6 protein-coding genes and 2 rRNA genes (1 of these 8 cut by a window edge) are annotated in these 13,169 nt (G+C 52.8%); 1 reads left to right on the top strand and 7 read right to left on the bottom strand.

All coding sequences use genetic code 11. The features are described 5' to 3' along the window. Positions 1 to 155: 155 nt before the first annotated feature. The 3 genes from DW350_RS01575 to DW350_RS19795 form a co-directional block, all read right to left on the bottom strand. Positions 156 to 1,061, bottom strand: coding sequence for a M14 family metallopeptidase (locus tag DW350_RS01575; protein ID WP_115717165.1), 906 nt, complete (start codon positions 1,059 to 1,061; stop codon positions 156 to 158). 53 nt (positions 1,062 to 1,114) lie between these two features. After that, a complete protein-coding gene (locus DW350_RS01570) occupies positions 1,115 to 1,999 on the bottom strand; it encodes a DUF1444 domain-containing protein (protein WP_115717164.1) in 885 nt (294 codons plus the stop codon). A gap of 95 nt (positions 2,000 to 2,094) precedes the next feature. Beyond that, the gene (locus DW350_RS19795) at positions 2,095 to 3,522 is read right to left on the bottom strand and encodes a hypothetical protein (RefSeq protein WP_336406964.1); all 1,428 of its coding nucleotides are present in this window, start codon (positions 3,520 to 3,522) and stop codon (positions 2,095 to 2,097) included. 1,307 nt (positions 3,523 to 4,829) lie between these two features. On the opposite strand from DW350_RS19795, the gene DW350_RS01560 reads away from it, so the two are divergent. After that, complete coding sequence (locus DW350_RS01560) at positions 4,830 to 7,931, top strand: glycosyl hydrolase (protein ID WP_115717163.1); 3,102 nt, start codon at positions 4,830 to 4,832, stop codon at positions 7,929 to 7,931. Between the two features lie 43 nt (positions 7,932 to 7,974). On the opposite strand, the gene DW350_RS01555 is transcribed toward DW350_RS01560, so the two are convergent. The 4 genes from DW350_RS01555 to DW350_RS01540 all read right to left on the bottom strand — a co-directional run. Then, a complete protein-coding gene (locus DW350_RS01555) occupies positions 7,975 to 10,188 on the bottom strand; it encodes a S9 family peptidase (RefSeq protein ID WP_115717162.1) in 2,214 nt (737 codons plus the stop codon). A 237-nt stretch (positions 10,189 to 10,425) separates the two neighbouring features. Then, positions 10,426 to 11,247: a M55 family metallopeptidase gene (locus DW350_RS01550; protein ID WP_115720528.1), complete on the bottom strand. Its 822-nt coding sequence runs from the start codon at positions 11,245 to 11,247 to the stop codon at positions 10,426 to 10,428. A 481-nt stretch (positions 11,248 to 11,728) separates the two neighbouring features. After that, positions 11,729 to 11,843 (bottom strand): 5S ribosomal RNA (gene rrf / locus DW350_RS01545). A gap of 116 nt (positions 11,844 to 11,959) precedes the next feature. Beyond that, a 23S ribosomal RNA gene (locus DW350_RS01540) occupies positions 11,960 to 13,169 on the bottom strand; it runs 1,678 nt beyond the window's last position.

Raw genomic sequence — 13,169 nt, 5'->3', positions numbered from 1 at the left:
AGGGCAGCAACCGGCGTTCAAGCAGCCACTAAAAAGGTCAGCGACTCAAAACTGTGGCGTTTAAAAGTGCGATGAAATTTTGGCGGCAGGCTCCCCACTTTCGCAATAAGTGACAAGATGTACCGCCAATAACCAACCCTATAACAGGGCCGCTGTTAACCTTTAAGCAGGTAGTCTAAAGCACCACAAACTGCCGCCACTTGCGCAGCATTACAGATTTCAGGCGTTGCCTTAGGGCTATCAGGGTACACCTCTGTGGTACAGCTGTATGGCGCGCCGGTGACGCTGGCACAAAGGCCAAGCTTTTTCAGCGGATACTCGATAACGCCAGGGGCTACCACCGGTGAACCAATGATGGTGCCGTCGGGGTCGGCAGGAGCAATGTGCGTCACCTTCGCCACGGCATCAATAATGGCCTTTTGAAAGGCCGGCTGTGGACTCTCGGTGTTATCCACCACATAAAAACCATCAGGAATGGTGCCGGGCTCAAAAGCTTTACCGTCCCGGGCCGCCAGGGCCGGGCGAAACTCCGATTCATCGCTGTCGGTGGTTTCGTGCAGGTCCATATGACAAAGAAAGCTCACGCCAAGGTCAGCCACTAATTTTTGCAGGGCAGCGGCTTCTTCGGCTTGGCTGTTGGCAACAAATGAGCGGTTAGGGTCCAAGGCGTTGGGGTTCCAGCGGTTAATAACCTCGTATCCCCAAGGACTGATGCAAGGGCAAATCAGCAAATTAACCTGCTTGGCATACTGTTTGGCTTTATCCCTGGCAAAGGCGATGGCTCCTTGCACGCCACTGGTTTCATAGCCATGCATACCACCAGTGACCAGTACGAATGGCTTATCGGCTTGCCAATTGCGGGATTTTAGTGCCAGTAAAGGGTAGCGCTCTGGGTCGTAACTCAAGGCGCCGTACTGCACCAGTTCAAAGTCACTTGCCAAAGCATGCACAGCGCTGACGACTTCGTCTTGATAGCTGCGTTGCCGTTGCCGCTCACTAAGCCACTGGGCTTTTTCTTGCTCACCCCAAGGCTGGCCAGGGGTACCAATATGGTAGGTCATAAACAGTCCCAAACAGACTCGAAACAAAGCCACAGCCTATCAGAATTAAGGCGTTAACGGGTGGCGGCCTGCTCCGAGGCTGTTAATACCCGCCAGCCTTGTGCGGTTTTAATGAAAGCCTGGCGCGAAATGCCATAAGACCAGTTCCGGCTATTCACCAACGCCTTGGCATGGGCGATAGCAGCGGTGTCTTTTGAGCCGGTTACCAGCACCACATTTCTGGCCGGCACAAACACCACAATATCGCCCTTCACATCGAAGTTTTTATGATCCCAAAGCGCGCCATAGAGCAGTAACGACGACTCAAAATTACCGTCGGCGGTTAATACCAACAGATCCTTTTCACCAAGCGGCTTAACCCGAATGTCGGGCATCCGTGTCAGCAAGTTTGCAAAAGCGCGCTGCTTCACATCCGGGCTTTGTTGCCTCAGCGCCGCCATATCTTTATGGCTAGCCAACCTAATAGAATCTGGCGAATCAAAGGCATAGAGCAAATACAGTTCCTCGTTTACTTTCTCAACGTAGAGCTGGTTTGGTGCCGTTATACCGTTTTTGCTTTCAAGCTGCTGGATGTTAGCTACGTAGGTTTTATCCCTTAAAAGCGGGATAACCGCCGTTAATAAAGCCGTATCTTGATGGGCAAAGCTGCGCTGAAGGGCATTATCAAAATCCGCTACCAATAGCGTTAGCTTGTCGGGGGATTGCTGGTATTGAGCATAGAGATTCTGAAGATTGATTTGCTGAGTATGACTTCCTTGTCCTAGTTCTAGCGTCAGGTCTGATGGCGCTGAAACCTGCTTATTGGGGTGGTGCTGCGTAAGGTAATGAACGGAGTACTGGGTGAAAGCTGACGCGGACATCACAGCGCTGTTAGCCGCCACTGAAAAAGACCATGCCACTAACCCAAGCCGCACTCCTTTGCTTTGATAATGCGCCATAAATAGCCTCTTGTTTGGCTGTTGCTTACAAGCGTAGCTCAGTACAAGTGGCCGTTATGCTAAGTGATAAAAAAGCCACCCGAAGGTGGCTTTTGTCAGGCCAAATCTGCCTGCACGCTCACCGTTGCACCGGGTTTGGCGGGTACCTCAAAGCGGTCTTGATTGGGGCCGCTGGCAGCCACAACGTTGCCGGCAATGCGCACTTTCGACCAGCGTTTACCTTTAGGCAGTCGCAGTGTCAGTAGCGTTGCCTTTGGCGAGCCGCTGGGCAAGGTCACTTGGCCGAGAAGCTGGCCTTTTTCTTTATCAAAGCGCAGAGAAAAGGCGGTTTTCCCCCAAGCAGTTGGCATCTCCTTGCAGCTAACTTCATCGCCACTGAGTAACCAGGCATGGGGCAGAGCACGCCCCAAATATAAGTGCTCATCTTGGTCAAAAACCAAGGTCCAGCGCAGCAGCAGTGGAATGGTTAATTGGGCCGGCATACAAAATAGCGGCATACCGCCACTGATGTCGGTCACCTCACCGGCCGTCCAACTGCCTGGCGTGTGGGCGTGGTGGCGATGGGCATACATAAAGAGCAGGTATTCATCGATGCGGTCAAGACGTAACAGCTGCTGGGCATAACCGTAGGAAATAAAGCCCAGTAAATTACGTTCACGGGGATTGGGCGCCGTGATATTGGCAACCACCCCCATGCTGGTTGCGCCATAGGCGCGCATACAGTCAATCACCAGATTCGCCAGTTTATTCGGCAATACATCGGCGTGCAGTAATTCCGCATAGGCGCGGTGTGGCCAGCCTTGTTCGCTGGGGTCGTTTTTAGCCAGCGCTTGGCGGAAGGTGAGTTTTACCCCCGGCAGTGGCCCGATGTAAGGCGGCTGCATGTCATAGCGAATGTTGGCTTTTAGGGTTTGCTCAAGCTGATTTTGCAGTTGCTCGGCCCGTGCTAGCCAATGCTTGGTTTGCGCCTTGCCCTGGTGGCTTATCTTCGGCCAAATGGCACTGATATCTTTAAAGCCACGCACCGTCATGGCGCTATTGGCATAGTAAGGTTTCCACCAGATAGACGGATCTTCAAACAGGCAAGCATCTGACTCGTTCCAGCCATGAATAAGGCCGTAGCCTCTATCAGACTGTGCCAGGGCCAAGCTTTTATCGTGCAGTTCAATCAAGATATTAACGGTGGCGACGATTTTATGCTGGTGCTTAACCAGCAGCGCTTTGTCACCGGTATAGGCAAAATAACGCGCCAGTAGCGACAAGGTTAAACCGAACTGCGCCGTTTCCGGGCCGCGCATGTTGATCATGCCATCGTCATAAACAAAGTCGGTGAAGTAACCGTCTAGCACGGTTTTAGCTTGCTCAAAGCGCCCCCATTCTAAGTTGGCATACAAGGAGCTGGTAAAGGTGTCTTGAAAGCCATCGTATTCGGGGCCGTAATAATCGCGATCAACGGCGCCATATTTGGGGTAACTGCCATCGGGGCGCACCACCAATTCGCGGGCAAAGGCAAAACGCGCCATGTCGCCCAGCTTTGGTCTGGTAGCTGCGTTTTGGCCATATCACTCAACAGCGTTTGCCAATATCCACAAAAGTGCAGCAGCGCTTGGTAAAACTGCTCGGCTTTGGGCGGCTCCCTTCTGGGCGGATACGCCGGGTAACTGTGGCCGTAGTGTACTTCCAGCACCTTACCGTTTTTCATAAGGGCTGAGCGATGCCAGGTTTGCGCCATAAAGCGGTCATTGGCATCGACATCGGCGAACACGATTAAGTCGTAGTAGCGGCCATCACCCAGGGGGATCACCTTATGCACCGCTGGCATCCAACCCCCAATCAGCCCTTCAAATCGTTTAGCCGCTAAGGTGTCGTCACCGGCACCTTTTAATACCTGGCGCGGATGATACGTACGGGTGCGGCCATTGGGGTACACCATCATGGTGTCATCGCATTGGCGGGTGCCAACGAAACTGATCCATGGCAGACGGCCGCCGTAATCTTCAGCATTAAGCTTTGAAGCAACTGGCGGAGCCGCCGTTTTCACTTGCTGCTCGTCTGGCTCGCCTTTGGCTAGTAGCTGGTCAGCCAGAAGGTCGGCATCGCTCATGGCCACTTTTGCCAGCGGCATGCCCAGATACGGTTGGGTATCACTGGCAAAGGTGGCTTCTACCCGCTTAGCCAATACCACCGCCTCTTTGCCATGGCTAAAGACCAAAGCGCCATCTTGGGCATTGAGGTTTTCATAAACCGCCCACTTTTTGCCTTTATCATCAAAGTCGCAAAGCTTGCTGTAGCCGCTAAGGTCGAGGCTGGAAAGGGGTTGCAGCTTCGGCTGGCCCAGTACTTGACCGGCCAACTCGCCGGCATTGGCATCCGTTACCGCTAGCGCGGCTGTTGCCGCCGCCATGGATTGTAGAAAGTATCGTCTGTCCATCTCGCCCTCTTAATACCGGTAAGACTGATAGAGGGCCACCCCTCAACAAAGCGTATAACGTATAATATATTCACAATAAATACAGGACCGAGAGCATGACCTAGCCCACATTTCGCACCACGAACCCCAGAAAAAACCGTTTGCTTAGAAAAAGCCTCGCTAGAACACCTGCATTTTGTAACAGGGTCAGAAATGGCAGTTAATGGTCACTTTCTCGCCAGCCCAAGCATTGAAAAGCAGCCCAAAAACTTTAATGAAAAAAGTCACTTCCGTTAAATAACAGACTAAGCATTGTTACAAGCCACTCTCTATAACTGCCTTAGCTGTCTGGTAACTGGCCGTATAAATACTAAAGCGTGACACGTCATATTTTTTGCTCATTTGACAAAAGGACACGCAATGAAGACATGCATTCATTGGGCACTGCTGGCGATGGCCGTAGCCAGCACCCAAGCCCAGGCTGATGATGTAACAGCCATTGCCGCCGGCAAAGGTAGCTATGCCTCAGCGCCATTATCCAGCGAAGGCGTTGATGACTTCGTCAACAACCAAACTATTTATGTCGCCCCGGGTGAAACACGCCCCATTCCAACCAACGACTGGTGGACCGATTTGGTCGTCAGCCAATATGGTGGCGAACTTTGGGCTTACCCTCTGGTGCTGAATCCAGAAAGCGACGGCATGGACGTCCAGTTTCCCATTGCATTTAACAGCACCGGTACCGACGCCGAACGCGGCCCAGCCATAACCGTTGGTGGCACCAACTTTGCTCCCACCGAGGCCTACGCCAAAGACTGGGACGACTGGATGGTGACCGCCGCCATGCCTGACGGCGATAAGGAAATGGATGTCAAAATGGCCCATGGCATCCCTTTCGCGTGGTTTACCACCACCGGTTTCACCCCGGCCTTTACCTTTGCCAGTAACGCCGAATATGTCGATGCCGACGGTGATCCTGCGAACTTTCCAGTTACCGGTGGCGCCTTTGCTGTGGAAATGGATGGCCGTTATTTTGGTATTCATTTAGGCAATGACGTGACCGCCCAGATAACCGGCCGCCAGTGGGTTGAAATTGACTTAGGCACAAGCCAGCCCATCAGTGAAGTAAAACTAAACTGGGAAACCGCCTACGCCAGCGGCTACGCCATACAGGTTTCAGACGACGACCAAAACTGGAGCACTGTTTACAGCACCAGCGCTGGCGATGGCGCAGAAGACGACATCCCGAACTTGGACGCCCAAGGCCGCTACATTCGTATTGAAATGCTGGCCAAAGGCAGCATTTATGCCTATTCGCTCTGGGAATTCCAAGTGTATAACGGCACTAGCCTTATTTCCCAAGACCAGCCCGCTACCGCCAGTAGCACCCAGTCGCCTTGGGCGGTGGCTTCGGTCAACGATGGCAATACCGGCACCCGCTGGGCGTCAGACCCTGATATCACCGAGCAACTGACCCTCAGCACCAACAGCAGTGGTGACAGTCATTTTGTGATTTCGGCGCTACCCACACTGAGCGATCTGACAACCTACGATCAGTACGCCCACAACGTGCCGCAAACAACCCGCATCAGTTACAGCTACGACCCCACCACCGCTAAGGTTGTCAGCCATTTTGACGTGACCGCCGTCAACAGTGAAGACGGCTCCAGCGGCGCCACCATTCAAGGTTTTTTACCGCATCAGTACAAAAATACCGACAGCGACGTTAGCTACACCGGTGAAAGCTATGTTACGCCGCGCGGTGCGCTTAAAACGGCCATCGGCAACGACTTTAGCTTTAGCTACCTGATGCCGGGGCTGTTGCCAAACTTCACCCCGCCTTACGCCGGTGCTGATGCCAACCCCTACGATTCAACCGAGATGTACAACCTCATTACCCAGTTTGCCAAGCAGGCCAGCGATGGTAGCGACACCTACTGGGGCGGCAAGGATCTGGTGAATCTGGCTAAATACACCTTGATGGCCAAGCAGCTTAACCACCAGGCCTACAGCGCTCTGGCCGCTAAGACCAAAGCCGCCTTGGTAGACTGGCTGACCTACACCCCCGGCGAAACCGAGCGCTATTTCGCCCGCTATGCACGCTGGGGCGCCATGGTCGGTTTTAATTCCTCTTACGGCTCCGAAGAGTTTACCGATAACCACTTTCACTACGGTTACCTCATCACCGCCGCCGCCATTTATGGCCTAACCGACCCGCAGTTTCTTAAAGACTACGGGCCGATGCTGACCCTGGTGGCCAAGCAATATGCCAACTGGGATAGAACCGATACTCAGTTCCCGTATTTCCGCACCTTTGATCCCTGGATAGGCCACTCCTATGCAGGCGGTTTGTCTTCGGCAACCGGTAATAACCAGGAATCGTCTTCCGAGGCGATGCAGTCCTGGGTTGGCTTGTTCTTGTTAGGCTCAGCGATGGGCGACGATGCCATGCGTGATGCCGGTGCCTACGGCTGGGTTAACGAGTCAGCCGCAACCTTGGAATACTGGTTTGATTGGGACCACCAAAACCTGCCTGCCAGTTATCAGCACAGCATGGTGGGTATTTTGTGGGCAGGTGGTTATAGCTATGGCACCTACTTTGGCGCCTCACCGGTTTATATTCACGGCATTCAATACCTGCCCATTAACCCCGGCTTTCGCTACCTAGCAAGAAATCCCACCTGGGCGGCAAGCGAATACAATGCGCTATTAACCGAAGCGAACGAGGTGGATGGTTTCAGCAGCGAAGCCGACTTCGGTAGTGACTGGGCACAAGTGGCACTGGGCTTTGAGCTGTTGTTCAACCCAAGTGATGTAACGGCCAAACTGGCCGACTATATCGCCCTTGATAACGGTATTCTCAGCGATGTGGTATCGGGTATTACCTATTACTATGCCCACGCCATGCAAAACCTTGGCGACTTTAGCCGCGACCGCTTTGTTGACCTGCCAATGAGCAGTGTCTTCGATAAAAACGGGGTTTATACCTACACCGCCTATAACCCCACCGACGCCGCCGTTACCGCCCACGTTTACGAGCCCGGCTCCAGCGCCGTACTGGCAAGTTTTACGGTGCCTGCCAATGGCTATGCCACATATCCGGCGCAGCCAACCGCAGGCGTGCCGCCGGCCGATGGTTATCAGTTAACCATTGCCTCAGCCAGCGCCTCTAGCGGCGATGCCAGCCTTGCCATCGATGGTAATGCCGGTTCTCGTTGGGAAAGCGACTTTAGCGACCCGCAGTACCTAGAGCTGGATTTAGGCGTGGCCTGCGACATCAACAAAATGGTGATCAGCTGGGAAGTAGCCAACGGTAAGCACTATGTGCTGCAAGGCTCAAACGACAACAGTACCTGGACCGCTATCAAGACAGTGGATGACGATACCGAAGGTAATCGTACCGATTCACTCGATGACTTATCTGGCAGCTATCGCTACCTGCGTATCTACGGTACCGAGCGTAACACCCAGTACGGTTATTCGATTTATGAGGTTTCGGTTTACGGCAAATTGTCCGACTAACCAAAGCGCCATCAAAAAAGGCCGCTCAATGCGGCCTTTTTTATCAATGGTTAGTCGCAGTAACCTTGCCCTGCCCCAAGGTGCGGTCAAAGAAACTGGTGATGGTTTTGTACCAGTGAATACGGGTTTCTCTGCCATATAAAGAATGTTTGGCACCCGGGTAGGCCATAAATTCAAACAGCTTACCTTGCTGTTGTAACTGGCCAATAAGCTTGGTGGTATTGGTAAACAGTACGTTGTCGTCGGCCATGCCGTGGTAAATCAACAAGTCACCTTTTAGACCGTCGCTATAGGGAAATACCGATGACAAGCGGTAACCTTCGGGGTTGGCTTGTGGGGTATTGAGGTAGCGCTCAGTGTAGTGGGTGTCGTAAAAGTACCAGTCGGTCACCGGCGCACCGGCCACACCGGCGCTAAAGGTTTCCCCGGCTTTGAACATCGCCATCAATGTCATAAAGCCGCCATAGCTATGGCCATGGATCCCAACACGGCTGCTGTCTACCCAGCTTTGCGCTTTTAACCAGTCGGCGCCGGCCACCTGGTCGTGAATTTCAGCAACGGCAGTATGCTGATAAATCGCATCTTCAAAGGCCTTGCCACGATTATCACTGCCGCGGTTATCTAATTGGAACACCACATAGCCGCGCTGCACCATGTATTGGGTCCAAAGGTTAGCCTCGCTCCAGGCATTGGTAACCAACTGCGCATGGGGGCCCCCATAAACGCGCACTATGGCAGGGTAGCCACCTACCGGCATCGGCGTACTGGGCTTAAAGACGCGGTAAATAAGTTGCTGGCCGTCTTCAGCAGTTAGTTCGCCATACTCAGGTGCTAGCCAGTGGTGAAGATAAGGCGTAAAGGGATGATGCTCGTCCAGACGGTTTTCCACCAAATAAGCCAGATGCTGGCCATCACTTTGATGCAGTGACACCTGTGGCGGCTGACTTAGGTGACTGAATAAGTCTAAGTAATGATTTGCGTCCCGGCTGAAGGTCACTTCGTGCCAGCCCGCTTGTTGGGATACCTGCTGCGGCGCGCTGGCAGTGCTACCGTCCAGCCGGGTACGATAAAGCTGGCGCTCTTTAGGATCGGTTACCCAAGCGGTGAAATAGACCCAGCCATTGGCTTCATCCACCTTGGCTAAATCACCCAACTGCCACTGCCCCTTAGTGAGCGCTAACCATTCACCTTGGTTGACTCGGTAAAGATGTTTAAAGCCGGTGCGCTCAGAGGCCCAAATAAAGCTGTTATCAGCGGCTAAAAAGCGCAAGTCTTCATTGAGGTTAACCCAGGTATCAGCTTCTTCTTTTACCCATACCTCGGTGCTGCCTTGTTGGAGGTTAACAGCGCGCAATTCCAACAGCCGTTGGTTACGGTTCTGCCATTGGTAGGTTAAAAGGTTACTGTCCTGGCTCCAATCGACTCTGGCGATATAAATGTCTTTATCGGCGCCGTTATCCACCCAGGTAATTTGCCCATCGGCAACCGTGGCCACGGCGAGCTTAATATCCACATTAGAGTCGCCAGCGGCGGGGTAGCGCTGCTTAATAAACTCAACCCGGTCGGCATAAATTTCGTTACGCACCACTTCTGGTACCGGGCTTTCATCTATCTGCAAAAAGGCAATTTTCTGGCTGTCTGGTGACCACCAATAACCGCTCAGACGATACATTTCTTCCTGGGCAACAAATTCCGCCATGCCGTTTTTAATGGCACCGCCGCCGTCAGTGGTTAACGGCTTTTCGGTGCCTGTGGCGATATCCAACACAACGATATTCTGGTCGCGAATAAAAGCCACTTGTGTATCGTCTGGGCTAAATTTCGGGTCGGTTTCAAAGGCATCGGAATGGGTGAGCTGCCGAACCTTTTGTTCAGCTAACGGGTAGTAATACAAGGAGCCCGCCAAGGGGAACAGCAAGGCTTTACCATCATGGGACCAATGGTATTCAACGATGCCCGATGCAAATAATCGCTGGCGCTCGCGCCTTGCCTTTTCTTCGTCGGAAAGTTGCTCGTCCCCTTGGTGCAACGCATCGGCGTTAACTAAACAGCTCAACTGACCACTGGCGATGTCATAGGCCCACAAGTCTAAACGGTTAGCATCGCTTTCTCGGCCCTGTAGGAAAGTGACCTGAGTGCCGTCAGGAGAAAAAGCCGGGGCAAGTAACTTAGCGCCACTTAAGCCAGGATCGGAAAAAATACGCTCAATTGAAAGGTGGTCAGCTTGGGCCGACGAAGAAGGCAGAATATCTTTCATTATGGTTCCACTCAGTAAAGGATGGATCTACTGCAAAAAGGCTTTACAAGTAGTGTCGAACCAACGCCATCAACAGATGGCAGGGGTTATTTAAATTATTGATTGCCGCGATAAGAGCGCTCCTTCGCCCGTTAGCCTGGTAACAGCTGTTAGCCCAACCAAGCGCTAGCAAATAGTATACGATCTTCCCATGATGCCGCCTATGCCAGCGAAGGGCAACGCTAGCAAATAGGATGATTAAGACTGTGTTGTTGCAAGATAGGAAAGCACCGACAACAAACTGATCATCTCTCTCATGGTGCCCGCTTCAAAAGCGATAGTGATTGCATCAAGGCGTTCAACAGCCGGCACTAAAGAGAAGAGATCAGCTAAGACCGGCTTGGCGACCATCAGTTCCAAACGGTAAGGGGCCGTAACAGTCGGCTGCAGTTGCTGGTGGTGCCTTTCAAGCACTGATTTTGCTGCCAGCCGGATCTGTGCTTGTGCACCTTCCGGACTCAGCGATTGTGCGGTGGTTTGGCTAATGGCACGTTTAACACACACATACTCGGTGGCTGGGTAACGCTGCTGTACCCAGCGTTCTAATTCATTATCACCGGTCACCAGCCACAACGGCACTTGATATTCGGCAGCAGCGGCGCAGTGAATATCAGTCTCGCTCATCAGCTCACCATTAATAGTGACCTTATAAAAAGCGCGGCCATTAATCGTATGCGCCAGCACACCCTTCTGGCTTGCCGCCGCATGGTAACCAACAAAGATAAGCCCATCAAAAGCCTGCTGCTCAAGGCCCTCAACCATCGATAAGGTTCTGGGCTTGCCTTGCACAAGATAAGCGCGAGGGTCTATTTCGGCAGGGCGAAGATTAGTCATCAACGCGTGACTATCTGCCACCACCACTTCGCTGGCACCACCATCAAAAGCGCCGGCAATAGCCGCATTAACTTCCTGCTCCATCAAGGCTCTAGCAAGCTGATACTCTGCCGTTCCCGGGCTGCACTGCTCGGGCCGCATAACGCCAGCAATACCTTCAATATCAGCAGAAATAAAGACCTTCATCATCGCGACTCCAAACACACCAGAGCTTTACCATAACGAGCTGATGGAAAAAGAAAAAGTGAACACCAAGGCTTTTGAGAAATTACAGGAAGGATGACAACGAAAAACGCCCAAAACAAAAATGCCCAGTCGTAAGACTGGGCATTGGTGCTTATTGGATGCCTGGTAGTTACGAACCTGACCAGTGCCACCGGCACTGCCTACAGGACTATTGATGCAGCATTACAGCCGACAAGCGCGTCGGGAACCAGCGCTTGGACGTGCGCAGCACGGTCCCGGAGGGACGAGGCACAGGGACGTGCATCGCCATACCACACCGCTTGCGGCGGTGGGTGAGCCTTGAAGTGAAAGCGGCGCTTTCACGCAGGCGAACGCGAGCACACAGGATGTGCGAGCCGGGTGACTCGCCAGGGAGGGTTTGCAATGTGGGGCTAAAACGAAAAAACCCCAGCCAACGGCTGGGGTTCTTCGTGTATTAGGTGCCTGGCAGTGACCTACTCTCACATGGCGAATGCCACACTACCATCGGCGCAACTGCGTTTCACTTCTGAGTTCGGAATGGAGTCAGGTGGTTCCACAGCGCTATTGCCGCCAGGCGAATTCATTTAAGTCCGCTCAATGAGCCAACTTATCAATTCGGATTAAAGCTGATGTAACACTTTTAAGAGGTCTCACCCTTACTTGGCGTCCACCAAAACCCTTTGGGTGTTGTATGGTTAAGCCGCACGGGCAATTAGTACTGGTTAGCTCAACGTATCACTACGCTTACACACCCAGCCTATCAACGTCCTGGTCTTGAACGACCCTTTAGGAGACTCGAAGTCTCAGGGATGACTCATCTCGAGGCTTGCTTCCCGCTTAGATGCTTTCAGCGGTTATCAATTCCGAACTTAGCTACCGGGCAGTGCCACTGGCGTGACAACCCGAACACCAGAGGTTCGTTCACTCCGGTCCTCTCGTACTAGGAGCAACCCTCTCAATCATCCAACGCCCACGGCAGATAGGGACCGAACTGTCTCACGACGTTCTGAACCCAGCTCGCGTACCACTTTAAATGGCGAACAGCCATACCCTTGGGACCGACTTCAGCCCAGGATGTGATGAGCCGACATCGAGGTGCCAAACACCGCCGTCGATATGAACTCTTGGGCGGTATCAGCCTGTTATCCCGGAGTACCTTTTATCCGTTGAGCGATGGCCCTTCCATTCAGAACCACCGGATCACTATGACCTACTTTCGTACCTGCTCGACGTGTCTGTCTCGCAGTTAAGCTGGCTTATGCCATTGCACTAACCTCCTGATGTCCGACCAGGATTAGCCAACCTTCGTGCTCCTCCGTTACGCTTTAGGAGGAGACCGCCCCAGTCAAACTACCCACCAGACACTGTCCTTAATCCCGATAAGGGACCGAAGTTAGAACATCAAACATACAAGGGTGGTATTTCAAGGTTGGCTCCACACATACTGGCGTACGTGTTTCATAGCCTCCCACCTATCCTACACATGTAGGCTCAATGTTCAGTGTCAAGCTGTAGTAAAGGTTCACGGGGTCTTTCCGTCTAGCCGCGGGTACACTGCATCTTCACAGCGAGTTCAATTTCACTGAGTCTCGGATGGAGACAGCATGGCCATGGTTACACCATTCGTGCAGGTCGGAACTTACCCGACAAGGAATTTCGCTACCTTAGGACCGTTATAGTTACGGCCGCCGTTTACCGGGGCTTCGATCAAGAGCTTCACCTTACGGCTAACCCCATCAATTAACCTTCCGGCACCGGGCAGGTGTCACACCGTATACGTCCTCTTTCGAGTTTGCACAGTGCTGTGTTTTTGATAAACAGTCCCAGCCATCTGGTCACTGCGACTCTCAACTGCTTACGGAGCAAGTCCTTCACAATCAAGAGCGTACCTTCTCCCGAAG

Origin of the sequence: Gallaecimonas mangrovi (assembly GCF_003367375.1) — a bacterium.
Taxonomy (GTDB): domain Bacteria; phylum Pseudomonadota; class Gammaproteobacteria; order Enterobacterales; family Gallaecimonadaceae; genus Gallaecimonas; species Gallaecimonas mangrovi.
This window is presented reverse-complemented; position numbering and strand designations above follow the sequence as displayed.

Coding starts and splice junctions, on each gene's coding strand:
- DW350_RS01575 (WP_115717165.1), bottom strand. CDS start 1,061: ATGACCTACCATATTGGTACCCCTGGCCAGCCTTGGGGTGAGCAAGAA.
- DW350_RS01570 (WP_115717164.1), bottom strand. CDS start 1,999: ATGGCGCATTATCAAAGCAAAGGAGTGCGGCTTGGGTTAGTGGCATGG.
- DW350_RS19795 (WP_336406964.1), bottom strand. CDS start 3,522: ATGGCGCGTTTTGCCTTTGCCCGCGAATTGGTGGTGCGCCCCGATGGC.
- DW350_RS01560 (WP_115717163.1), top strand. CDS start 4,830: ATGAAGACATGCATTCATTGGGCACTGCTGGCGATGGCCGTAGCCAGC.
- DW350_RS01555 (WP_115717162.1), bottom strand. CDS start 10,188: ATGAAAGATATTCTGCCTTCTTCGTCGGCCCAAGCTGACCACCTTTCA.
- DW350_RS01550 (WP_115720528.1), bottom strand. CDS start 11,247: ATGAAGGTCTTTATTTCTGCTGATATTGAAGGTATTGCTGGCGTTATG.